We start from the raw sequence: 23623 nt of genomic DNA, 5'->3' as shown, positions 1-23623 counted from the left end.
TGTTTTACCGTGGTCAACGTGGCCGATTGTACCAACGTTAACGTGCGGTTTATTACGTTCAAATTGTTCTTTAGCCATTGCCATTTACCTTGAGTAAAGTAAGTGTGATTAACCACGTTGCCACATACAACAAAGGGCAGACATATCGCTATATCTACCCTATGCAAAAATAATGGAGCTCATGGGCGGATTTGAACCGCCGACCTCACCCTTACCAAGGGTGTGCTCTACCCCTGAGCCACATGAGCACATCAAACTGGAGCGGGTAGCGGGAATCGAACCCGCATCATCAGCTTGGAAGGCTGAGGTTCTACCATTGTACCATACCCGCCTAACAGCTATTGGTGGTGGGGGGTGGATTCGAACCACCGAAGCTCGCGCGTCAGATTTACAGTCTGATCCCTTTGGCCACTCGGGAACCCCACCCTACCAATACTTCACCGCCTTACTTAAATGGTGCCGGCACCAAGAGTCGAACTCGGGACCTACTGATTACAAGTCAGTTGCTCTACCAGCTGAGCTATACCGGCATCGGCTGTGAAGTGGCGCATATATTAATCACGCACCTCGGCGCTTGCAACCCCTTTACAGACTTTTTTTTCTATTTTCATGCTTGAATTAAGCAAATCGGCTACCTCTTTGATTTTATTGTCGGTTTCAAGCGCTCTATCGGCTGAAATCGACACTTCAAACAGCCGAGTTTGCTTAACCAGCTCGAATTCGATCGGCTGAGGCTGAATATCGATACTACGACTCACCCGCCTTAAGGCTGCTAGTGAATCATATCGACCCAGCACATAGGCTTCACGATCGCCAAGACTGACGACTTCCGTACTTAACCCTAACGCCGTTAAACGAGTCTCCAGTGCTTGCTGCCCCGGTCGCGCTTTTGGCCGCGCCAATATCAACTCATAGGCCTGCAGTTGCTCAACATCAATCGATGCTAATCGCGATATCAGCCCCAGCTGCACTAATTTTGCCTGCAACTGATGTGCCGCCATCTCACTGTTAATCTCGCCAACAACCCAACAGAGGTTTTCAGCTGGCACGGAGACGGCCTGACTCGTGCCCTCGTCGTCTCGATGACGCGCTAATAATAACGAACGATCAGCCTCGTTCAATAAGCGCAGCGTCGCAACCTGTGCGTTCACGGCGGGCTTGCTATGATGATTGGACTGCGGTAACTGCCAAGCAAAATACAACCCATTAATCAGTAGCAATATCAGCAAGCACCAGCGCAACGTTACTCTCCCAGCGCCAACGGCAAGCCATCCAAGACAAGGTCTGGACACCAAATTGCACCTTCGATGAGCGAGCAAAACAACTCCCCATCGCCTCCGGTGACATACACCGGCTGCCCCGTCGCATTACGCATCAGCTTCTCGGCTAGCGCCTCTAACATGAAATTTAAACCATGCTGAACCGCCTCCGAGGTATTCACTCCTGGTGTCGCGTCAAAACCATCAACCGAATGATCGACAATAATTTCAGCGGTATTCGATAACAAATTACGCGCCATCAACTGTATGCCCGGCATAATATACCCACCGCCATGCTGACCATCATGATTCAACTGTTCTACGGTAATTGCACTTCCACAGTCGACCACCCAACAAGCTTGCTGCGCCCGATGCCAAGCACTTAACATCGCCAACCAACGATCGACACCCATTCGTGAGGGATCATCATAGCTATTGCGTACACCGCATGCCGCCGACTGAGTCGTGGCGAATTCCGGGGACTGCCGCCAGCGTTGCGCGACTAAGTCGCACAACGCCTGATTAACCTCGGATCCAGCAACCGAAGCAATTCTGACTCGCGCCACTCGCTCAGGCCACTCACTATTCGCCAATTCAGTATGCCGCAAGCGGCCGCGTAAATCGGTTCCCGTCAGCCGCCATTTAATAAAGGTATTACCCGCATCTAGGTCTAATACATTCATGCCAGTCGCACACTCACTTCACCACCATGATAAGCCTGCAATTGCCCCTCCTCCTCTAACAACAATGCACCATTCTTATCAACTCCCCGACAAACACCCAATGCCTGCCGGTTACCTAAGTTAAGATTAACGACCTGATTATGATGTGCATTAACCGCCTGCCATTCCTGCTGAAAGGCGGCAAAACCTTCATCTGCAAACTGCTGTAAGACCGGCACCAGTTCATTCAACAGCGCCGCCATCAACTCATTTCTCGACGGCGCTTCACCTAACACCTGCCGCAGATCAACCCACGGCTGATCGATCATCTCGGCGGCGATTTCAGGCATATTGACATTAAGACCAACGCCAATCACCACATAACACTCCCCAGCGGCATCACCACTCATCTCCAGCAGCACGCCCGCCAATTTTCGCCCACGCCATAACAGATCATTCGGCCACTTAACCGCCACCTCATCGACCCCCATCCGCTTTAACCCTCGAATCAGCGCCACACCCACCGCCAAGCTCAACCCTTCCAGCGCCGCCGCGCCATGATTAAACTGCCAGGTAAGGGAAAAATAGATATTGCTGGCAAAAGGGCTCGCCCAATCACGACCTCGGCGACCTCGACCAGCCGTTTGCCGCTCGGCTAGATACAGCGAGCCATGGCCATCACGGTAGACCGCTTCCATAGCCTTCGCATTTGTTGATGGAATAATCAGACTCGAATCGATGTGCTGCAGATGCGGCCTCACAGATGGGGTTAACATCGCTTCAATCATCGCCTGATCCAGCAAATCCAAGCCGCCGGGAATGCGATAGCCACGCCCTTTAACACTAAATACCTCAATACCCGACTCTTCAATGGCTTTTATCTGCTTCCATATAGCGCTGCGACTCACCCCCAGCGCCTCACCTAGGGCCTGTCCCGAATGAAACTTACCATCAGCTAACACCGACAACAGCGGCTCAATCATTGCAATATCCCTCAAGAGATACGTTTGAGAACAATAAAACTGTAATCATAAGGATTATGCTCCGCAGCAGAAAAATCCTCACGTCCTATTTCAGCCCAATCGCCGGGATTAAATGCTGGGAAGTAGGCATCACCGTCAACCTCTGCATGTACCTGTGTCAGATACAGCCGATCACATAACGGCAACGCTTGCTCATATATTTGCGCGCCACCAATCACCATCGCCTCATCGCCGCCATTGATCGTGCAAATACTCTCGGCTAACGCCTTGGCGGCCTCAAGACTATTAACGACCTTGACATTCTCCGGCTGAAACGTCGCATCACGACTGATAACAATATTAGTACGCCCTGGCAGTGGCCGACCAATAGATTCAAATGTTTTGCGACCCATGATGATCGGCTTAGCCATCGTGACTTGCTTGAAATAGCGCAGATCCTCAGGTAGATGCCAAGGCAAATTGTTATTAATCCCGATGACCCGGTTTTCTGCCTGAGCCACAATAATCGCCAGGTGCATATAATCTCCTTAATAATACTGGTATCAGCGGTTTGGTGAGTTTGATAATATTGCTTGCTGAATTTAACCACAGGTGTCAACGACAAACCAATGAGACAATACCTCGATCTTTGCCAAAGAATCATCGATGAAGGCATCTGGGTGGAAAACGAGCGTACCGGCAAGCGCTGCTTAACCGTGATCAACGCAGACCTCACCTACGATATCGCCGCCGGTGAATTCCCCCTCGTCACCACCCGAAAAAGTTTCTATAAATCAGCCATTGCTGAGATGCTCGGCTACCTGCGTGGCTACGATAATGCCGAGCAATTCAGACAACTTGGCACCAAAACCTGGGACGCCAATGCCAACGACAATGACGTTTGGTTAGCCAACCCCTATCGCAAGGGCACCGATGACTGCGGCTTTATCTACGGCAAGGTCGGCAGAAACTTCCCTAAACCCGATGGTGGCAGCATCGACCTACTGCGTAAAATTGTCGACGACCTCAGCCGAGGTATTGATGATCGCGGTGAGATTTACACCTTCTATCATCCTGGTGCATTTCATATGGGTTGCCTGCGCCCCTGCATGTACAGCCATCATTTTTCACTACTGGGCGATACCCTCTATCTTAACAGTACGCAACGTAGCTGCGATGTTCCGCTTGGCCTGACGTTCAACATGGTGCAGGTCTATTTTTTGCTGGCGATTATCGCTCAGATTACCGGTAAAAAACCGGGTAAGGCTTATCACAAGATCGTTAATGCCCATATTTACGAAGATCAAGTTGAACTGATGCGTGATGTACAGCTGACACGTGAGCCATTGCCCCTGCCAACCTTTAAAATTAATCCGGATATTAAGACACTGGAAGATTTAGAAACCTGGGTAACCACCGATGACTTCGAGATCGAGGGTTATCAGTATCACGATCCCATTCAGTACCCTTTTTCCGTATAAGCGATGGTTGGCACCGCTAATCACACACGGCAGATAACCTAATGACGAAACTGAAAATTGGTGGCTGGCAACAGAAGAGCCAAACGATTGCCTATGACAACCCTTGGATTCAGGTGCGTCATGAAGAGGTGATCCGCCCCAATGGCTCCGAAGGGATCTATGGCGTTGTGCACTTTAAATCACGCGCCATTGGCATCATCGCCATTGATGATGACGATCAGCTCTACCTCGTCAAACAGAGTCGCTACCCCAACAACGAAACCTCCATCGAGATTCCTGAAGGTGGCGCATCGCTCGATGAACCACCACTGGATGCAGCCAAGCGGGAGCTCCGCGAAGAGACCGGCTTAACCGCCGCTCACTGGCAGCCTTTTATGGAGCTAAGAACATCAAACTCGGTGACCGACGAAGTCGCCTTTATCTTTCTCGCCAGTCAGTTGACTCAGGGTGAACAGCAGCTCGAAGAGACTGAAGATATTGAGCTGCTGAAGGTAAGTACTACAGACGCCATCGCCATGGCGCTCAATGGCGAAATCACCGATGCGATGTCGGTTGCCGCGCTGCTCAAACTCGCTTTAAGTCGCGCACCCGCATCGCTCAGCCATACGCTTTCAGCGGGCTAGCCAACTCGAGGCACAGCGTCTCGCTTATAGGCCCATAACAACAGCACCGCCCCCAGCACAATCATCGGCAGTGATAATAACTGCCCCATTGTCAGCCAATCCAGCGCCACATAACCGAGCTGAATATCCGGTTGACGGAAAAATTCAACGCTCGAACGAAACACACCGTAACCCAGTAAAAACATCCCAGAGACCGCCATCATTGGCCGCGGCTTAGCCGAGTAGAACCACAACAGCAGAAACAGCATCACACCCTCAAGGGCAAACTCATATAACTGCGACGGGTGACGCGCTAACGCATCACCAGCACGGGGGAAAATAACCCCCCAGCTTTGATCCGTTGGCCGCCCCCATAACTCGCCACCGATAAAATTACCGATACGTCCGGCCCCTAAGCCGATCGGAATCAGCGGCGCAACAAAGTCACCGATCTCAAAGTAACTCTTGTTATATTTATGAGCGAAATAACCCATCGCAGCAATCACCCCAAGCAAGCCGCCATGAAATGACATCCCGCCTTGCCACACGGCAAACAGCCACAGAGGATCATCGAGGAACTGATCGAAATTATAAAACAGCACATAACCAAACCGTCCACCGAGTACCACCCCGATGGCTCCCCAAAAAATCAGATCGGAGATCTGCTCTTCGGCCCAGCCAGAACCGGGCCGTCGTGCACGGCGTCCACCAAGATACCAAGCCGAGGCAAAGCCCACCAGATACATCAATCCATACCAATGAATTTTTAACGGTCCCAACGCGACCGCAATCGGATCTATATTATGCACCCACATTAACGTTTACTTCCTTTCGTCTGAATCTGTGACAAAAAACCATCTGTATGACGCACCCTATAATAGATAGATAAATAACAAAAATTGTTTTTAAATAAAGCGATTACTCATTAACACCAAGGAAGCGCCGACTGTGTGTCTGATCCTGTTTGCTTACCACTATCATCCCGAGTATAAGCTGATACTGATCGCTAACCGAGATGAGTTTTATCATCGCCCTACTCGCCCCATGCAGTACTGGCCCGATCAGCCCCACCTATTGGCAGGCAAAAATTTAGAACAGGGCGGTACTTGGCTGGGTCTAACCCGCAACGGGCGCTTTTCCGCACTCACCAACTATCGTAACGGATTACTACAGCCGCAAGGTTACCGCTCTAGAGGACATTTACCACTCGATTTTTTACTCAGCGATCAGCGCTGCGACGCATTTATTCGTCACACCAACACCCAAGCATTTAACGGCTTTAATCAACTCATCGATGATGGCGAGCAGCTCTGCTATCTGTCCAATCAGGCCGACACATTACAACCCGTGCCAACGGGCATTCATGGTATCAGCAATGCCGTCTTCGATACTCCTTGGCCTAAACTCGTCGCCGCTAAACAAGCCTTAAAAAACACGCTTGATCGTCAACCATTCTCAGCCGACAGTCTGATTCAGTTGATGCAAGATCCCACCACCTATAGTGATGAAGAACTGCCCAATACAGGCATTGCTGTCGCACTCGAACGTCAACTATCGGCCAGTTTTATTCGCTCAGAGCACTACGGCACTCGAGCCACTACCGCTCTACTGATCAAGCACGATGGCAGCACAACGGTAGTCGAACAGAATTATGATGCACAGGGAACAGGCGAACGTCATCACTTTTGCTTCGACGCCCAGTCAGCCTTAATGACAGAATAAATGATCTAGCTGTAGGTGACCGTAGTAGCACTCAATCAGGGATCGTCGGCCGAGTCAGCTGCCCCAGTCCCAACTCTTTCAGACGACAATATAAGGCATCTTGAATCTTATCCGCATCGCCCATCACAATGATCTCTTTCAGCAGCGCTCTAGCCCGCTCAAAACTGATGGCTCGCAGCGCAAACTTCACCTTCGGTAGATTAGTCGCGTTCATCGAGAGCACATCATAACCCATTGCCATGAGCAAAATCGCGCCCGCAGGATCCGCCGCCATTTCGCCACAGATACTCACCGATACGTTTTCTTTGTGTGCTTCCAACACAATAAACTGCAAGGCTTTTAACACGGCCGGATGATAAGACACATAAAGATCCGCTACGCGCGGGTTATTCCGATCAACCGCCAATAAGTATTGAGTCAGATCGTTCGAACCCACCGAGATAAAATCCACCCGCCGAGCAAAGCGGCGCACCTGATACACCGCCGCAGGCACCTCAATCATGACACCAATTAACGGCTGACGGATGTTATGCCCCTCTTCACGCAAACCTTCAACCGCCTGCGCAATCAGCCGCTTAGATTCATCCACTTCACGCACACTGGTCACCATGGGCAACATAATACGTAGATTATTCAATCCTTCAGCGGCCCGCAGCATGGCACGAATCTGTACCAAAAAGATTTCCGGATGATCCAAGGTGACACGAATACCGCGCCAACCGAGAAAGGGATTATCCTCTTCGATAGGAAAGTATGATAACGGTTTATCACCACCAATATCGAGCGTCCGCATCGTCACCGGCCGAGGTGCGAAGGCCTCGAGCTGCTTACGATAGGTCTCCATTTGATCTTGTTCACTGGGGAAAAAGTCCCTAATCATGAAGGGAATTTCAGTCCGATAAAGGCCGATCCCTTCTGCCCCGCGATCGAGCGCTCGCCCCACATCGGCCACCAGCCCGGTATTCACCCATAGCGGCATACGATAACCATCAGTGGTTTCAGCGGGCAGCTCTTTTAAGCCTTCGAGGCCCGCATTAACCTCATCTTCCTCACGAATCACTTCCTGATAGCAGGTGATCAAATCATCCGACGGATTAACGAACACGCGTCCCGTATAGCCATCCAGAATGATGTTTAAGCCTTCTACTCGGGTATAAGGCAGATCGACGACCCCCATCAGGGTGGGGATACCCATCGAACGGGCGAGAATCGCCGCATGGGAGTTACCCGACCCATGTACCGAGATCAAACCGACCAGCTTTTCTGTCGGCACCTCACCGAGCATCGCGGGAGTTAACTCATCCGCCACCAAGATTGTATTTTCTGGAAACACGATCTCCGACAGCGCCGGACCCGATTCTTGCAGAAACGTCAGCATCCGTCGGCCGAGGTCTTTAATATCCGTGGCTCGCTCACGCAGGTAGGGATCGTCCATCATCGAAAACTGTTTTACATGCTCACCGATAACCTGCTTCAGCGCCCCTTGAGCCCAGCTTCCCTGTTTAATTCGCGCAATAATCTCACCGGCCAGCGCATTGTCATCGAGCATCCGGATATAGACATCAAACAACTCTCGCTCTTCCGACCGTAAGCGCTTCGCGAGGCTACGCCCGACGCGTTTAATATCCCGCCGCACCTGTGCCAAGGCCCGCTTAAAGGTCGCGACTTCTGCTTTGATATCTTCAACTTTTCGATCGGGCACACCATCGAGATCCGCCAGCGGCGTCATCACCACCGCAGGCCCGATGGCGACTCCGATGCAACCCGACACGCCTTCAAATTTTCGATCGGTTTCGTTCTTAGCCTGATCAGCAATTTGCAAAATTGAGCCTGTGGCCTCAGCGTGAGCAATAACGCCCGCTAACTGAGCCGACATGGTCACCATAAAGGCTTCTTCAGATTCATCAAATTTGCGAATCAGTTTCTGCTGCACAACCAAGACACCGAGCAAGGTGCGATGATGAATAATCGGCACCCCGAGAAACGCATGAAACTTCTTCTCGCCGGTGCCTTTAAGGTAGGTAAAGGCACTATGAGCGGCGGCATCCTCGAGATTAATAGGCTCTGCTCGCTGGCCAATCATGCCGACCACCCCTTCATCAACCGACAGTGACACCCGGCCGACTGATTTTTGATTCAATCCTTGTGTCGCCATCAACACATATCGTTCGCGCTGTCGATCGAGTAGATAAATAGAGCAGACATCGGTACGAATCGCACGCTGTACACGACGAACGATAACATCCAGCACCGATTCAAGATCCGTTGCGGCGTTAACCTCCTGTACAATTTTGCGTAGCGTTTCCAGCATGCCGTGGTTACTCCTTTAAATACCAGCCCCCAAGAACTAGTCGGGTCAATTTAGGTGATAGTTCGCGCATCGCTTTACGATACACATCGCGCTTAAACGCCACGACTTGCCCCAATGGATACCAATAACTTACCCAACGCCAGCCATCAAATTCAGGCGAGTTGGTTGAATCAATCACGACCGCGCTGTCATCACTTAACATACGCAGCAAAAACCATTTTTGTTTCTGTCCTACACAAACCGGATGGGAATGGTGTCTTATCATGCGTTTGGGTAGCCGGTAACGAAGCCAGCCTCGGGTAACAGCAATCACCTCAACATCCTCAGGTGAAAGCCCAATCTCCTCTTTAAGTTCCCGATACATCGCCTGTTCCGGCGATTCTGCTACGTTAATCCCCCCCTGAGGGAACTGCCATGCATTTTGCCCTATACGTCTTGCCCAAAGCACCTGACCCATCGAGTTCGCCAGAATGATACCGACATTCGGCCTGAACCCATCTGAATCTATCACGGTGAATTCCTTACAAATTCTTTTTCGCTATTGTTCCACAACTTCAGGTAGTTCAGCAAATTAAGCTGGTTCAACAAATTCATCGATTAATAATTGCTACCGCTACGATGAGCCACTATTCTTAGCGTTTGATTTTTTCAGCTAGCGTTATACGCGACATTAAGGAGATAACTTTGAGCCTGGCGATTTTCGATCTGGATAATACTCTACTAAACGGCGATAGCGATCACGCTTGGGGCGAGTTCCTGTGCAACAAAGGTATCGTCAATACCGCAGCCTACCGTCAGGCGAACGATTACTTCTTTCAGCAATACCAAGCCGGCACGCTGGATATCTTCGAGTTTTTGGAATTTGCCTTAAAGCCATTAAGCGAACAAGAGCCTGCCGCACTGGAACAATTGCATCAGGAGTTTATGCAAACCAGCGTAGCTCCGATGATGCTCGACAAAGCCGCCACCCTGTTACAAAAACATCGTGATCAAGGTGATTACCTATTGATTATCACCGCCACCAATCGCTTCGTAACCGGCCCCATTGCCGCAGCGCTCGGCGTTGACCACACATTGGCCACCGAAGCCGAAATGATTGATGGTCGCTATACCGGTAAAGTCGCCGGAGTGCCTTGCTTTCAAGCGGGTAAAGTCGAACGCTTAGATGCTTGGCTAGCAGAAACCGGTCATTCCATGGACGATAGTTATTTCTACAGTGATTCCATCAATGATAAGCCCTTACTGGAGCGAGTGACTCACCCGGTCGCGGTCGATCCCGATGAGCGGCTCAAGCAAGCCGCCGAAGCGCAGGGCTGGCCCATTATCAGTCTACGATAAGCCCCTTAATCACTGACACCCTGATGCCGTATGCTCCGCCCAACACGGTGGAGCCTGCTTATCTCGACCCGCGTCCCCTCCCTATCGATCCTATAAACAAACCTAATTGGTGAAATCGACGTTTTACTGCAACACTGTGATAAAGCAACACAGGAGATTAAAGCGATGATTCTAATTAGCGATATTATGTCCGAGTACATCACCCCGCTGCATGAAACCATGTCACTGCCGCAAGCCGTCGATCAACTCATTAACAGTAATATGATCGGTCTTCCTGTGATTGATGCTCAAAAGCATCTCACCGGCTTTCTATCGGAACAAGACTGCATTCCGTATTTACTCGATGATAGTTACCATTGTGACAGTCACGCGCTCGTCAAAGACATGATGCAGCGAGCCCCTTTAACCGTGAAGCCGAGTAATACCGTGCTCGAACTGGCACAGATGATGGCGACCAATAAACCCAAGATTTACCCAGTAGTCGATAACGGCAAACTCGTCGGCGTGGTCAAACGAGGCCAAGTGATGGCCGCCCTCAACATGCAATTAAAGCAGTGTCGAGTGGCTTAGATACGATACCCGCTGTATATAAAAAATGCGCCAGTGAGAGGCGCATTTTTCGCTCCAACCAAAGCCGCTTAAGGGCAGGGGTTTGAATACTGAGTGCTAATGCGTTGAATCCCTTCAAGCACCTCAGCCGATAACGTGATATCCATCGAGCGAATATTGCTTTCTAGCTGCGCTAAGGTAGTGGCACCGATAATATTACTGCCAACAAACGGCTGCTGATTAACAAACGCCAATGCCATTTGAGCCGGATCGAGGCCATGCTCTCGTGCCAGCAACACATATTCTGCCGTCGCCTTAAGCCCCATATCGGTGAAGTAACGGGCAAAGCGTGGAAACTGATTAATCCGATCATTCGCTGTCGCGCTGCCATCCAGATATTTGCCACTCAGCGTACCGAAGGCTAACGGTGAATACGCCATCAACGCGACATTCTCTCGCAGCAAGACTTCACTCAGTGCGACTTCATCTTTACGGTTCAATAAGTTATAAGGGTTTTGTACCGATACGACTCGAGGCAAGCCTAAAGCATCGGCATAACTGAGGAACTTCATTACTCCCCAAGGCACCTCATTTGAAAGCCCTACATAACGAATCAAGCCTTCATCCACAAGCTCCTTCAACGCGGTCAGCGTTTCCAATATCGGAGTGCCGTCTAACTCCGGCTGATGACGATAGTTCAACTGTCCGAAAAAATTGGTCGCCCGCTCCGGCCAGTGCAACTGATATAGATCGATATAGTCAGTCTGTAATCGCTGTAAGCTGTCGGTAATAGCCTGACGAATATTGGCTTTATTCAAGCACAGATCTGGCCGAATATGAGAGGCCATCTCCGCCGGGCCACTCACTTTCGTCGCTAATATAATCTGCTCACGATTACCGCGGGCTTTAATCCAACGGCCAATATACGCTTCGGTCAGCCCCTGCGTCGCCGGATTTGGCGGCACCGGATACATCTCAGCCGTATCAAAGAAGTTAATTCCCTCGGCAACGGCATAATCGAGCTGCTGATGCGCTTCTACTTCGGTATTTTGCTGACCGAAAGTCATGGTACCTAAGCAGATACGACTGACATTCAGATCACTGCCACCGAGTAATTGATAATCCATAGCCTGCATTTTCCTCTGATCGATTAAGTCACCGGTAACAACCGGACAAAGTAGGATTTAAGATAATCGGTTTCAGGAATCGCCGGATGGATCGGATGATCCCCCCCTTGATGGCCCTGATCAAAAATCTGTGCCTGACGATCCAGTGCACGACTTTCTGAGCGAATCATATCCACCAGCCGCTCACGTTGCAGATGCATCGAGCAAGAGGCTGACACGAGAACGCCATTTTTCGCCACTAAACGCATCGCCAATTGATTGATACGCTTATACGCCTGCTCGCCATTACGAATGTCTTTACGCTTCTGAATAAAGGCCGGTGGATCGACCACCACCACATCAAACTTTTCACCTTCTTCCAAGAGCATCTTACAACCATCGAATGCATCACCCTGAATACTGGTAAAGCGCTCTGCACCACCATTCAGCGTGGCGTTCTCTTGCGCGACATCGAGGGCAAACTCAGAGGCATCCAAGCAGGTCACATGCTCGGCACCGGCCGCCAAGGCCTGTACCCCCCAACCGCCGATATAACTGAATAGATCCAATACCCGCTTACCCGCGACATGCTGCTGCAAGCGTGCACGATTTAAACGATGATCATAAAACCAACCGGTCTTTTGTCCCCGATGCACGGGTGCCAAAAACGACACACCGTTCTCTTCAAACGGCACTAACTCTGGCACTTCACCGAAGGCCACCTCGGTGTAACTCTGCAACCCTTCCGTCTGACGCATCTTGCCATCATTGCGAAACAGGATACCCTGCGGCTTGAAGACTTTTTCCAACGCCGCGACGATATCCTCTTTAAACAGCTCCATACCCGCGGTTGAAATCTGTACCACGAAGGTATCGAAAAACCGATCGATCACCAAACCAGGCAAGCCATCACTATCACCGAAAACGAGGCGATAACAGGGTTGATCAAAACAGGCTTCGCGTAACGATAATGCGATCTTAAGGCGATGCACAATCAAAGAACGATCCAACGGAATCTTCACGCTACGGCTTACTAGGCGTCCACAGATCAACGAATTAGGATTAACATACGCTAATCCTACAGGCTTACCCGACGCGGTTTCGACAACCACCTGTTCACCCGGCGTAAACTGCTTTAAGGGCGTCAACTGAGTGTTGACTTCGTTGCTGTAGATCCAGACATGTCCACCGCGCAGACGCTTATCAGCGCCCGAATTCAAACGTAATTGTTGCAAGGAGAGTTACCTTCTGTATGACAGTTAATTAGGTGGACAGTTATCAGAAAATATCCTGCTGGCCCAGAAAACAGAAAGCCCCGCAGTCGCAGGGCTTAGTGATGCATCATCACGCTAGCGATCAGCTTTCGGCTTCACATAACTCAGCGTAACCATCGGCATCCAACAGATCATCAACTTCAGTGACATCGGTTAAACGCAGGCGGATAAACCAACCATCGCCGTAAGGGTCGCTGTTCACTAGCTCAGGAGCATCTTCTAATTCGCCATTAACGGCGACAATTTCACCACTTAACGGCGCGTAAACATCCGATGCCGCTTTAACAGATTCCACCACACCAAGATCATCACCGGCCGCAAATTCAGCACCAGCTTCTGGCAATTCAACAAATACGACATCACCGAGAAGGTCCTGGGCATGGTCAGTGATACCGATCGTCACAACACCATCACCCTCGTCACGGATCCATTCATGGCTGGCTACATATTTCAGATCGCTTGGGATATCGCTCATTTTCTCTTTCCTACAGTGAGAGTTTATCAATACACTTTCGCGCCATGGCGCACAAATGATGGTTTAACCACTTTAACTTCTATCAGCTTGCCACGCATATCAACATGGCAGGTATCAGCAATATTAGCTGACACTCGGGCCATTGCAATCGAACAGCCCAAAGTTGGTGAGAAAGAGCCGCTGGTAATCTCACCGACTTCCTCACCGTTAATCATAACTTTTTGATGGCTTCGGAGCACCCCTCGCGTTTCGAGTAGCAAACCGATCAGTTTCTGCTTGACCCCCGCCTCACGCTCTTTTTCGAGCGCTTTACGGCCAATAAAGTCTCGCTCGATAGGTTCCCAGGCAATAGTCCATGCCATATTAGCCGTCAATGGAGAGACCTTCTCATGCATATCCGCGCCATACAGATTCATACCCGCTTCCAATCGCAACGTATCCCGCGCACCTAGTCCACAAGGCGCAACGCCCGCATCCGCCAATGCTTGCCAAAAATCGGCAACATACTCCTCTGGTACCATCACCTCAAGGCCCTCTTCGCCCGTATAACCGGTTTTAGCAAAAAACCAGCCTTCGGACTCAAGCCCTTGAAAAGCTTGCAAACCGTCAATCAACTTGACTCGTGATTCATTAACGACCGTCATCACTTTGGCAATAGCGTTAGGCCCCTGAATCGCCACCATGGCTAATTCGGGACGTTCAGTCAGGGCAACACTATCGAACAACGCCGTGTGATCGGCCATCCAGCGAAGGTCTTTTTCGCGCGTGCCACAGTTCACCACCACTCGAAACCATTCACCCGTTACATCAGGCTCGGTCATCAAATAGACGATCAGATCATCAACCACACCACCGGTTTCGTTCAACATACCACTATAGAGGGCTTTACCCTGTTGCTGTAATCGAAGCACATCGTTCGCCAGCAGATAGCGAAGATACTCTTTCGCATCAGCACCGGTAACATCGACGACGGTCATATGTGATACATCAAACATTCCCGCATCGCGACGCACGCTATGATGCTCTTCAACCTGAGAGCCATAATGAATTGGCATATCCCAGCCACCAAAATCAACCAGCTTAGCATTCATCTGCAAATGCTTTTCGTAAAGTGCAGTTTTGTGTCCCATCATTCTTGACTCGCTTATCTTGAGCGAATAACTGATCGCTCTGTAACTGACGCTATTAATTGTTATTCAGCAATACAATAAAGCTAAGGGCTATCTTTAAAAAGGGCAGACAATGTATATAGATTCACTCGGCAGTGCAAATTTTCACCTGAATGATCACGGCGGTTGTAGGTTAACAGGCTGAACATGCGGATGCGCCGACCGACACCTCCGCTATTCTTTTACGGGTCGCCGCGCTAGGCGTGGCAGCGCTCCAGATAACCCCATCGCCTGCTGCACAATATGATTTTTCACTGGTGTCAGACGGTTCATCCATGTCATTCCCGCATTACGTAATATCCGCGGCATAACGCCCTCGGCATCAAACAGCCGCTTAAAACCCTCCATCGTGGCCGCCATCTGTAGGTTTTCACCTTGACGAGCACGCTGAAAACGGCGTAAGTGGTATTCAGCAGACCAATCAACGTCGGCCTCAAGTCCATCGAGAATTGTTTCCGCTAACGCCGCAGCATCCATCAATCCAAGATTAACGCCCTGACCGGCTAACGGGTGTATGGTATGCGCCGCATCACCTATAGCGGCAAAGCCCTCCTTAACATAGTGTCGTGCGTGCCGTTGACGTAACGGCAACACATAGCGTGAGTCGCTATGAGTCACTCGCCCTAATCGCCCTTCGAATGCCTGTTCTAAGGCCTGACAGAAAGCCTCATCATCCAACTCCATCAAGGCTTTCGCGTGATCTGGCGAGGTCGACCAAACAATCGAGCTAAGATGAGGGTTTGCTAGCGGCAGAAAGGCTAACGGGCCATCATCGGTGAAACGTTGCCAACAGGTGGCCTGATTAGGCTGCTCGGTGGTCACGGTGGTGACGATGGCATGATGGCCATAATCCCATTCCCACATGCCAATACCTGCTAAGCGTCGAGTATTGGATAACGCCCCATCTGCGGCAACCACACAACGCGCCTGTAACGCTTCACCGTTACTCAGTGTCAGGGTGCGAAAGCCATCTGCATCAGGCTCTGACAATTCATTCAACGCCACCCCCACCGATAGCTGACAATGATCAAGCTCGGCAAGGCGTTGCAACAGCGCAGACTGCGTGACTCGATTTTCAACGATATGCCCTAAACAGGGCTCGTGCAGTTCAGTACAATCGAAGCGAATATGCCCCGTCCCTTCACCATCCCAGACATCCATGGCTCGATAAGGCATCAAGCGCATCTGCTCCATCTGCGACCAGACACCGGCAACCGTTAATACCTGCTGTGATGCCACCGTTAACGCACTGACTCGCGAGTCATAGCCCTGCTCTCGCTGAGCCTGTTCCCAGCTCAAGGCGTGATCCGCGTCGAACTCCCGAGTTTCAATAATACGTATGCTCAAGCCGCTATCCGCCAGCAATGCCGCTAACGTCAACCCCACCATACCCGCACCGACAATCACGAGATCGGTCATCTTATCTTGTCCCATGGATACCCTCACTGACAGCTAACACATACCTAATGACAGACAAACCCACCGCCTGTTAACGTAAATCTGGGGTCGGCTGATCCAGCCCCATGGCACTGCGAGCAAACACCGTTTTCGCCAGTGGACAGATATCCATCAACTGCAAGCCCGCACTGCGGCCTAGCGCCAACAAAGGATGATCATTGGAAAACAGTTTCATGGTTCTATCACTAAAACTAATGGTTTTTTGCTGATCGCGGCGCACCCGGTCAGCGAATCGAGTCAGGTGATGAATATCACCCAGCGGTATATCCGCTTCACGGGCAGCGATTAACTCAGCGGCTAAAGCGACCACGCCTCGCAACGCTAAATTATAGCCTTGTCCCGCAATCGGGTGCAGCGCATGAGCGGCATTGCCTAACACGATCAACCCTGGTCGTACCTGCTCATCAGCCACGCTCAGTTTGAGCGGATAGCTAAAGCGCTCACCCACTTTAATGAACATCCCCGCGCGATAACCAAAGCGTTCATGCACTCGCGCGATAAACTGCTCATCGTTCAATTGCAGAATCTCATCGATCTGCGCATCAGGCACCGTCCATATCAACCCCATGCGGTGAAGGCGTTCAGACGGCACATCCACGGCTTGCGCTAACGCTGCATCTTCAAGGGGTAGGAGGGCGATGGGGCCGGTATCCGTAAACCGCTCATAGGCAATATGATCATGTCCCGTGGCGGGACTAATATTAGCGACCACCGCATGCTGCTGATAACTTTTCTGCTGATAACCGATACCTAACTGCTCGCGTAGCCCCGAACGACCACCGTCAGCCATCACGACTAATTGCGCGGTGATCTGCTGCGCCTTCGCAGCACAAACCAGAGAAACCGTCATCAGCCCATCCTGAGACTGAACATCGGTCACTTTTGCAGGACAGAGTAGATCAATATGAGCGGCATCCTCCTGCGTCAAGCGATCCATTAACACCCGCCCCAGCCAATGATTTTCCACCACATAGCCTAGCGCAGCGACCTTCTCATCTTGAGCATTCAAACGAGTTGCGCCAAAACGCCCCTTATCAGAAACATGAATCTGACTAATAGGGCAAAGATGCTCACGCAACTGCGGCCAAATACCGATCTGCTCATAAATCAGACGGCTACCATAGGAAAGCGCCGTTGTGCGGGTATCATAGCTCGGCTGATGCTCGGCACTGTTCGCCTCAGGCATTGGAAAAGCTTCGACTACGGCGATCGATAAGCCTAATCGCTGACCGGCAGGAATCAGCGCAGCGGCGAGGCTACCGCCCACCATGCCACCGCCAATAATAATAATATCGTAATGCTGTTTCATAACCACTCGCATAGTTAACGCTTAAATCGCACGTTGTTCATCATCAATGCGTGGCATCAAGCTCCATGTGCCATTAATGCTTCGATTTCATCGACAGCCTTTGGCACAGCATCGCTAAGTACTTCGTAGCCATCGTCAGTCACCAGCACATCATCTTCAATACGGATACCGATACCCCGCCATTTTTCATCGACACTGTCATTCTGTGGCGAAACATAGAGCCCCGGCTCTACCGTCAACACCATACCCGGCTCTAACGAGCGCCATTCACCGTCAATTTTATAGTCACCCACATCATGCACATCCATACCCAGCCAATGACCAATACGGTGCATGTAAAATGCTCGGTAAGCGCCCGTTTCGATCAACTCTTCAGGATCACCGTGCAATAGACCTAAATCGATCAATCCGTGAGTTAGCACCTCGACCGATTTATCATGAATACAGATCCACGGAACCCCTGGACGAATCGCCTCAATACAGGCCAGCTGAGTCGCTAATACCAGTTCATAGAGCGCCTTCTGTTCAGCACTAAACTTACCCGAGACAGGGAACGTACGCGTAATATCGCCAGCATAATAGTCTAGCTCACACCCCGCATCGATCAGCACCAAGTCACCCTCGTTGAGCAGATCCTGATTCTCAGTGTAATGCAGCACACAGGCGTTCTCGCCGCCACCAACAATGGAAGAATACGCCGGTAAGCGACAGCCATGCATCGCGAAATGATGGCTAATTTCGGCTTCCAGCTGATATTCCATCAAGCCTGGCTTACACACCTGCATAGCCCGAACGTGGGCCTCAGCAGAGATACGTCCTGCCGCACGCATCAGATCAGCTTCCTCAGCGGATTTAAACAAACGCTGCTCATGTAGTAGGCGATCGAGCATCACCATTTCAGCCGGAGCAACGGCGCCTAATCGCGCTTTTTTACGAATACCATTGAGCCAGCCGCGCACCTGCGCATCCAGATTGTCATTGGTGCCGATAGAATAATAGAGTCGTTGCTTGCCTTCCAACAGCTCAACCATACGCTCGTCTAACTCATCAATAGGATATGCATGATCGGCACCATATTGATTACACACCCCTAATGGCCCAGCGCGATAACCGTTCCATATTTCCATTTCGGGATCGCGATCACGGCAAAACATCACCACCTGCCCCTCGGCGCCGGGAATCAACACTAACAGCGCATCCGGCTCATTGAAGCCGGTCAGATAATAGAAATCACTGTCTTGTCGAAATGGGTATTCCACATCGCGGTTACGAGTAACTTCACTGGCAGCCGGCACAATCGCAACGCTACCTGGGCTCATGTTATCCATCAACTGCTGTCGACGAAGGGCGAAACCTGACTGACTGATTCGCATAACTGAAATCACTCCCTATTAGTGAAGGGTTGCACCGGGTGCAGCCTCTGGTTGCGGTAGCTCATTAAACTCACCAAAAATCATCATCGATGAGATACGCACATACTCTTGCAATTCCATCAGATCCGCCTCGTTGTCTTCATCGGCATCCGGCTCTAATTCGATCTGTGCAATCTGCGCCATATCCGATAACGCTTCTTTCAATTCACCGGAAAGCGACTCATTGGTATGCCCGCCCTGTAAACCAAAGCCACTCAAATAGCCCTGACACCAGCAACCTAATGCTTCAGCCCGTTCGGCCATCGACAGATCGTCATCCGGTAACATCAACTGAAAGCCAAAATCACTTTGCTCCAGTTGCGCAACCACGCCATCATAAAGATCGGTAAACGCGAGCTTCGATGACTCATGACGGAAATCACTGATATCCGTCAGTTCCATCGCTAGCTTTAGCCAAGCCTCATGATTAAATCGCGCACCGGCGGAAAGATAGCCACACAACAGGCCGTGTAACTCCGCGGCACTGCTGGTCATACTGTCTTCGGCGATCAGTACATCACATATTTCATAGTATTCGGGAAGAAAATCTTCAGGGGACTGGGTTTCAGACATGGAGGCATTACTCTGTATCGACTTAACTTTCAGGATTCATATCCTAGCACTTCAACTACAGCGGCACCACGAAACAGCACTCGATTACCAAGCATTTTCAGCTTATTATAGCGCCTCTGATAACTGAGTCTTGAATCTATGTCTGCGCCAGCGTTTGATAAACTAGAACAACAGATTAATGAGCTGATCCTGCACTGCCAGCAACTTGAGCAGTCCAATCAGGATCTACAGCAACAAATCACTGCCCTCAAGGAGGAGCGGAATCAGCGTCAACTCGTCGCCAATCAAACCGATCAAAAACTCGAAGCGATGATCAGCCGCCTTAAAACCTTGGAGCAGCAGACATGAGTAACGCCCGCAACATCTCAGTGACCCTGCTAGGCAAAGAATATGTGGTCGCCTGCCCTCCTGAAGCTGAAACAGAGCTTTTGCAAGCGGCCGCCTCTCTGGACCAAAAGATGCAGAGCATTCGCGCCGGCGGCAGAATTATCGGCTCAGAAAAGGTCGCCGTGATGGCCGCCTTAAATCTGACTTACGAACTGCAAGCAAACCAAGCGAGTGAACGAGAAGAGGTCAGTTCACGGCTTAATCAACTAACTCAGTTGCTCGATAAAACACTGACTAAATAAACCCGTCTTCTTTGAGCATGAATATATTTCAATAAAGGCAAATAACCTTACGTTTCACACAGTTATCTGCGTTATTTCTTTACCATTAGCACAGTAAAATTTTAATTCAAGGCTGACTTTCCAGGCTGAAAATGTATAATGAAGTTAGCTCCCTGAGGTTATTGGTAGTTCTGGTTAGTCCCTTGAGCCGATAATCACACTTTTGGAAGCTTCTTGGTTATCTGATGTGCATGTCCGCTAGACGGAAAGCCTAATTTTAATCTGAGGCTACCACCTTGAACCTTCGGGTTCAGGGCCGATACCAGCGCCGCAACCCTGGGGAGTCTTTTCTTTTTTCCTGCCGTGTCTACTCATGAATCAAGCCACCGATTTCAAAAAGAATTTGCGTCGCGAAATGCGCAAAATGCGCCGCAACCTGCCGGCGAAAACACAACGCCAACATGCTAATGGCTTACTAGCGACGCTTCGCAAGCTCACCCAATTTCGTCGCAGTCGCACTATCGCCCTCTACCTCGCTAGTGATGGTGAAATCAGTCCAGAGCGCGTGATTCAATACTGCCGAAAACTGGGCAAACAGTGTTTTTTACCGGTTCTCCATCCCGTGCGCCATAACCGCCTCTGGTTTATTGAATACAGCCAAACCACGATTTTGAATTCAAATATCTACGGCATTAAAGAACCCGCTTTAGTGCAAGCGCCACGTCGCCCTGCTTGGGCACTCGATCTTGTCTTGTTGCCTCTAGTAGCCTTCGATGCAGAGGGTGGTCGATTAGGGATGGGGGGAGGATATTATGATCGCACGTTTGCCTTTAAACAGGGCTGGCGAAAAGACAGAGGAACGCGTTTAATCGGACTCGCGCATGATCTGCAGAAAGTAGATCAACTCAAAACGGAAAGCTGGGATATTCCACTGGAAGGGGTTGCCACCGAGAAACGCTTTTACCGCGCAGCTCGATAACTCAACTGAGCGCATCACTGTTAGTTGGTAAACACCTGCCCCATCAATGATACAAATTCAATATCAGCATGGCTGACACCCGTAAAGACTGTACCTAAAACAAATACAACCACCATCACGACAACGACATCCGGCCCTTTTTTCATTTTCCACTGCTCAGATAAGATTAATTCACAACTCAAGTGCGCGCATATTCTTGCATACATCCTTAAAAAAACAACTATTTTAATGCTGTATTTTTAAGAAGTTAGCCACACTTTATCGTCAAATAGATTAAATACTTAACAAAAGACCGTAAAAACCACGAAAAAGTTCCACTTTTTTACAGAAAATCTTCAAAAATACTGAAAAATCGACAAACTAACCGGCATTAGCAGCATTGAGAGCAGAGTTTGTCCCGTAATGATGGCCGCCATTAAGGTGGCATCCCCATCCAACTGCCGTGCTAAGACATAAGCCGACGGCGCCGTGGGCAGCGCACTAAACAGTAACAGCACCTGAGCTACCGCTGGCGAATCAATCAACCAGATACAGATCAACAACATCAGCACAGGGAATATCATCAACTTAACCCCACTACTGTAGATCACAGCGCCGCCGGCCTTGCGTAACACGGTCAAATTAAGACCTGCGCCCACCGCCAATAGCGCCAACGGTAGCGCCATACCACTGACCAATTCAGCAGCCGATGCAACAGCCCAAGGCAAACCAATACCCGATAAGTTTAAGAAGATACCGATACAACAGGCAATAATTAGCGGATTTTTCCCAATAGCCGTCAAGGCGCTCAAATAACCCGCTTCTTTACGCGTATACACACTAAAAATTAATACGCAGAGGAAGTTTAATAAGGGTATCATCACTGCGATAATCACTGCGGCGATGGCCACCCCTTCATCACCGTACAAGGCCGCACAGGCCGCCAGTCCCACATAGGTATTAAATCGCATCCCGCCTTGATAAACCGAGGTGAAACGCCTATTTTCTAACGGCTTAAATCGCTGTATTCCTAACAGTAACAAGGTTCCGCTCACGAGCAGTACGGTAACTGCTAGGGCAACATCCGCGACCGGAACCGCACCTATATCCGCAAGACTTAACTTATAAATCAATAACAGCGGGAACAGCAGAAAATAGATCAACTTTTCTGCCGGCTCCCAGAAGCCATCGCCGGGGAAGCCAATCCGCCGAATAATATGACCGATACATAACAGCGCAAAAACAGGCCACAAAGCCGTGAGTATCTCGCTCATCTGTGTTTATAATCCATAGAAGGTTTGTCCATAACGTAAAAGAGATTGCGACGCGGTGATCGCTGACAGTCTTAGCCCTGCTAGGCAGGTCAATTATGAGTTGAACCTTCGACGTTGTCAGTATTTTTTGCATCATGCTGCTAGATAGCCATGATCATTTACGGCATCGATGCTATAAACTTAAACGACTCGATGGACGATTCAAGCGCCATCTGGCGGCTAAAAAAGAACACGCTTTACCGCTGCAATCACAATAATAAGTCTGGCTTAGATACACCGCAAAGGAGCAAGCAACATGACATCTCTCGTACTCACCGTCATCGCCCCGGATAAACCCGGACTCGTCGAATTACTGTCTCAAACCATTGCCACCAATGGAGGTAACTGGCTCGAAAGCAGCATGTCGCGTTTGGCCGGAAAGTTTGCCGGCATTCTGATTGTATCCGTCCCAGAAGCGCTAGCGGATTCGCTCATCGAAGCACTGCAACAGCTTGAAGCACAAGGGTTACGCGTTATTACTGCTCGCAGCCCAGGACATCAAACGGCAACTGACAGTAATCATATTACCTTGGAACTGATTGGTCATGACAAACCGGGGATCGTTCGCGAAATATCACAGGTGCTCAGTCGACTCAATATCAATGTCGAACGCCTGTCTACCGAACTCGTCAGCGGTTCAATGTCCGCCGAGGAACTCTTCAAAGCAGAGGCCGATCTCACTGTGCCGATCGGCGTGGATTTAGATGACTTACAGCAGTCACTAGAAGCCATCGCTAATGATTTAATGGTCGATATCACCCTGAACTAAACAGCCGATACACTCATTAAAAAAATCCGCCCGCAGGCGGATTTTTAGCATGCAACCCTGCTAACGGCTAGTTAACCGAAAACTTGCCCAATAGCGCCTGTTGCTGTCTCGCCACCTCTAACAACTCTTGACTACTGTCTGCCGCAATCACCGCGCCTTGTGAGGTTTCTGCCGCAACCGTATTAATCGACACCAGCGTCTGACTCACTTCAGCAACCGCCTGCGCCTGCTCATGCGCGGCCACTTCAATAAAGGTATTCAACTCGCGGATATGCGCGACCGCTTCATTCATGCTTTTTAAGACATGCTGTGA

At 50.2% G+C, this 23623-nt stretch carries 27 protein-coding genes, 4 tRNA genes, 1 other RNA gene and 1 pseudogene; 10 read left to right on the top strand and 23 right to left on the bottom strand.

The features are described from left to right. The 9 genes and pseudogenes from Q4488_RS17660 to folA form a co-directional block, all read right to left on the bottom strand. Positions 1-78: pseudogene (locus Q4488_RS17660) on the bottom strand (elongation factor Tu); the annotation flags it as partial. A gap of 95 nt (positions 79-173) precedes the next feature. Next, positions 174-248: transfer RNA gene (locus Q4488_RS17655), tRNA-Thr, on the bottom strand. Between the two features lie 9 nt (positions 249-257). Then, a tRNA-Gly gene (locus Q4488_RS17650) sits at positions 258-331 on the bottom strand. Between the two features lie 11 nt (positions 332-342). Further along, a tRNA-Tyr gene (locus Q4488_RS17645) sits at positions 343-426 on the bottom strand. A 28-nt stretch (positions 427-454) separates the two neighbouring features. Next, a tRNA-Thr gene (locus Q4488_RS17640) sits at positions 455-530 on the bottom strand. Positions 531-554: 24 nt separating this feature from the next. Beyond that, on the bottom strand, positions 555-1241 hold the full coding sequence (locus Q4488_RS17635; RefSeq protein WP_303581801.1) for a hypothetical protein: 687 nt from the start codon (positions 1239-1241) through the stop codon (positions 555-557). Positions 1242-1243: 2 nt separating this feature from the next. After that, entirely contained in the window at positions 1244-1942 is a 699-nt protein-coding gene (locus Q4488_RS17630; protein ID WP_303581800.1) for a type III pantothenate kinase, read from the bottom strand. Next, positions 1939-2904: a bifunctional biotin--[acetyl-CoA-carboxylase] ligase/biotin operon repressor BirA gene (birA, locus tag Q4488_RS17625; protein ID WP_303581799.1), complete on the bottom strand. Its 966-nt coding sequence runs from the start codon at positions 2902-2904 to the stop codon at positions 1939-1941. Before birA ends, Q4488_RS17630 begins: the two co-directional genes overlap by 4 nt. Positions 2905-2915: 11 nt before the next feature. After that, the gene (gene folA, locus Q4488_RS17620; protein WP_303581798.1) at positions 2916-3422 is read right to left on the bottom strand and encodes a type 3 dihydrofolate reductase; all 507 of its coding nucleotides are present in this window, start codon (positions 3420-3422) and stop codon (positions 2916-2918) included. A gap of 90 nt (positions 3423-3512) precedes the next feature. On the opposite strand from folA, the gene Q4488_RS17615 reads away from it, so the two are divergent. Both Q4488_RS17615 and Q4488_RS17610 read left to right on the top strand, forming a co-directional pair. Beyond that, entirely contained in the window at positions 3513-4364 is an 852-nt protein-coding gene (locus Q4488_RS17615; protein ID WP_303581797.1) for a thymidylate synthase, read from the top strand. 41 nt (positions 4365-4405) lie between these two features. Further along, positions 4406-4987 (top strand): NUDIX hydrolase, encoded by a 582-nt coding sequence (locus Q4488_RS17610; RefSeq protein ID WP_303581796.1) that lies wholly within the window; start codon positions 4406-4408, stop codon positions 4985-4987. Here Q4488_RS17610 and lgt read toward each other — a convergent pair. Continuing rightward, positions 4984-5781 (bottom strand): prolipoprotein diacylglyceryl transferase, encoded by a 798-nt coding sequence (lgt, locus tag Q4488_RS17605; protein WP_303581795.1) that lies wholly within the window; start codon positions 5779-5781, stop codon positions 4984-4986. The two genes, Q4488_RS17610 and lgt, sit on opposite strands and share 4 nt — an antisense overlap. 133 nt (positions 5782-5914) lie before the next feature. Between lgt and Q4488_RS17600 the strand changes: the two genes are divergently transcribed. Continuing rightward, positions 5915-6688, top strand: coding sequence for an NRDE family protein (locus tag Q4488_RS17600; protein WP_303581794.1), 774 nt, complete (start codon positions 5915-5917; stop codon positions 6686-6688). A 31-nt stretch (positions 6689-6719) separates the two neighbouring features. Here Q4488_RS17600 and ptsP read toward each other — a convergent pair whose 3' ends face one another. Both ptsP and rppH read right to left on the bottom strand, forming a co-directional pair. Further along, positions 6720-8999 carry a phosphoenolpyruvate--protein phosphotransferase gene (gene ptsP, locus Q4488_RS17595; RefSeq protein ID WP_303581793.1) on the bottom strand — a complete coding sequence of 760 codons (2280 nt, stop codon included), beginning with the start codon at positions 8997-8999 and terminating at the stop codon, positions 6720-6722. A gap of 7 nt (positions 9000-9006) precedes the next feature. Then, complete coding sequence (gene rppH, locus Q4488_RS17590) at positions 9007-9510, bottom strand: RNA pyrophosphohydrolase (RefSeq protein ID WP_303581792.1); 504 nt, start codon at positions 9508-9510, stop codon at positions 9007-9009. A gap of 173 nt (positions 9511-9683) precedes the next feature. Between rppH and Q4488_RS17585 the strand changes: the two genes are divergently transcribed. Together Q4488_RS17585 and Q4488_RS17580 are read left to right on the top strand one after the other, a co-directional pair. Then, complete coding sequence (locus tag Q4488_RS17585; protein ID WP_303581791.1) at positions 9684-10337, top strand: HAD family phosphatase; 654 nt, start codon at positions 9684-9686, stop codon at positions 10335-10337. Between the two features lie 165 nt (positions 10338-10502). Further along, the gene (locus Q4488_RS17580) at positions 10503-10907 is read left to right on the top strand and encodes a CBS domain-containing protein (RefSeq protein WP_303581790.1); all 405 of its coding nucleotides are present in this window, start codon (positions 10503-10505) and stop codon (positions 10905-10907) included. Positions 10908-10975: 68 nt separating this feature from the next. Here the strand turns inward: Q4488_RS17580 and Q4488_RS17575 are convergent, their stop codons facing one another. The 8 genes from Q4488_RS17575 to Q4488_RS17540 all read right to left on the bottom strand — a co-directional run bounded on the left by Q4488_RS17575 (position 10976) and on the right by Q4488_RS17540 (position 19662). Then, positions 10976-12013, bottom strand: coding sequence for an NADP(H)-dependent aldo-keto reductase (locus Q4488_RS17575; RefSeq protein ID WP_303581789.1), 1038 nt, complete (start codon positions 12011-12013; stop codon positions 10976-10978). Between the two features lie 23 nt (positions 12014-12036). Continuing rightward, positions 12037-13227: a class I SAM-dependent rRNA methyltransferase gene (locus tag Q4488_RS17570; protein WP_303581788.1), complete on the bottom strand. Its 1191-nt coding sequence runs from the start codon at positions 13225-13227 to the stop codon at positions 12037-12039. A 121-nt stretch (positions 13228-13348) separates the two neighbouring features. Continuing rightward, positions 13349-13741: a glycine cleavage system protein GcvH gene (gcvH, locus tag Q4488_RS17565; RefSeq protein ID WP_303581787.1), complete on the bottom strand. Its 393-nt coding sequence runs from the start codon at positions 13739-13741 to the stop codon at positions 13349-13351. A 26-nt stretch (positions 13742-13767) separates the two neighbouring features. Then, positions 13768-14871 (bottom strand): glycine cleavage system aminomethyltransferase GcvT, encoded by a 1104-nt coding sequence (gcvT, locus tag Q4488_RS17560; RefSeq protein WP_303581802.1) that lies wholly within the window; start codon positions 14869-14871, stop codon positions 13768-13770. 213 nt (positions 14872-15084) lie between these two features. Then, positions 15085-16344: a UbiH/UbiF/VisC/COQ6 family ubiquinone biosynthesis hydroxylase gene (locus tag Q4488_RS17555; protein ID WP_303581786.1), complete on the bottom strand. Its 1260-nt coding sequence runs from the start codon at positions 16342-16344 to the stop codon at positions 15085-15087. A 55-nt stretch (positions 16345-16399) separates the two neighbouring features. Further along, complete coding sequence (gene ubiH, locus Q4488_RS17550) at positions 16400-17677, bottom strand: 2-octaprenyl-6-methoxyphenyl hydroxylase (RefSeq protein ID WP_303581785.1); 1278 nt, start codon at positions 17675-17677, stop codon at positions 16400-16402. A 56-nt stretch (positions 17678-17733) separates the two neighbouring features. After that, positions 17734-19050 (bottom strand): Xaa-Pro aminopeptidase, encoded by a 1317-nt coding sequence (gene pepP, locus Q4488_RS17545; protein ID WP_303581784.1) that lies wholly within the window; start codon positions 19048-19050, stop codon positions 17734-17736. A gap of 18 nt (positions 19051-19068) precedes the next feature. After that, the gene (locus Q4488_RS17540; protein ID WP_303581783.1) at positions 19069-19662 is read right to left on the bottom strand and encodes a UPF0149 family protein; all 594 of its coding nucleotides are present in this window, start codon (positions 19660-19662) and stop codon (positions 19069-19071) included. Positions 19663-19800: 138 nt separating this feature from the next. Between Q4488_RS17540 and Q4488_RS17535 the strand changes: the two genes are divergently transcribed. The 4 genes from Q4488_RS17535 to Q4488_RS17520 all read left to right on the top strand — a co-directional run bounded on the left by Q4488_RS17535 (position 19801) and on the right by Q4488_RS17520 (position 21249). Beyond that, positions 19801-20010: a DUF904 domain-containing protein gene (locus tag Q4488_RS17535; protein ID WP_303581782.1), complete on the top strand. Its 210-nt coding sequence runs from the start codon at positions 19801-19803 to the stop codon at positions 20008-20010. After that, a complete protein-coding gene (locus Q4488_RS17530) occupies positions 20007-20291 on the top strand; it encodes a cell division protein ZapA (RefSeq protein ID WP_303581781.1) in 285 nt (94 codons plus the stop codon). Before Q4488_RS17535 ends, Q4488_RS17530 begins: the two co-directional genes overlap by 4 nt. A gap of 146 nt (positions 20292-20437) precedes the next feature. Further along, positions 20438-20617, top strand: a non-coding RNA gene (gene ssrS / locus Q4488_RS17525) — 6S RNA. 26 nt (positions 20618-20643) lie between these two features. Next, on the top strand, positions 20644-21249 hold the full coding sequence (locus Q4488_RS17520) for a 5-formyltetrahydrofolate cyclo-ligase (RefSeq protein WP_303581780.1): 606 nt from the start codon (positions 20644-20646) through the stop codon (positions 21247-21249). 20 nt (positions 21250-21269) lie between these two features. Here the strand turns inward: Q4488_RS17520 and Q4488_RS17515 are convergent, their stop codons facing one another. After that, positions 21270-21395 (bottom strand): hypothetical protein, encoded by a 126-nt coding sequence (locus Q4488_RS17515; protein ID WP_303581779.1) that lies wholly within the window; start codon positions 21393-21395, stop codon positions 21270-21272. Positions 21396-21584: 189 nt separating this feature from the next. Then, positions 21585-22502: an AEC family transporter gene (locus Q4488_RS17510; RefSeq protein ID WP_303581778.1), complete on the bottom strand. Its 918-nt coding sequence runs from the start codon at positions 22500-22502 to the stop codon at positions 21585-21587. A 295-nt stretch (positions 22503-22797) separates the two neighbouring features. On the opposite strand from Q4488_RS17510, the gene Q4488_RS17505 reads away from it, so the two are divergent. Continuing rightward, the gene (locus tag Q4488_RS17505; RefSeq protein WP_303581777.1) at positions 22798-23310 is read left to right on the top strand and encodes a glycine cleavage system protein R; all 513 of its coding nucleotides are present in this window, start codon (positions 22798-22800) and stop codon (positions 23308-23310) included. A 67-nt stretch (positions 23311-23377) separates the two neighbouring features. On the opposite strand, the gene Q4488_RS17500 is transcribed toward Q4488_RS17505, so the two are convergent. After that, positions 23378-23623, bottom strand: a 246-nt coding sequence (locus Q4488_RS17500) for a hypothetical protein (RefSeq protein ID WP_303581776.1), incomplete at its 5' end; no start/stop codon positions are given.

It is taken from the genome of Amphritea sp. 1_MG-2023 (assembly GCF_030547545.1).
In the GTDB taxonomy this organism is placed as follows: domain Bacteria; phylum Pseudomonadota; class Gammaproteobacteria; order Pseudomonadales; family Balneatricaceae; genus Amphritea.
The sequence above is the reverse complement of the archived record's forward strand: the minus strand, read 5'-3'. Positions and strand labels throughout refer to the sequence as shown.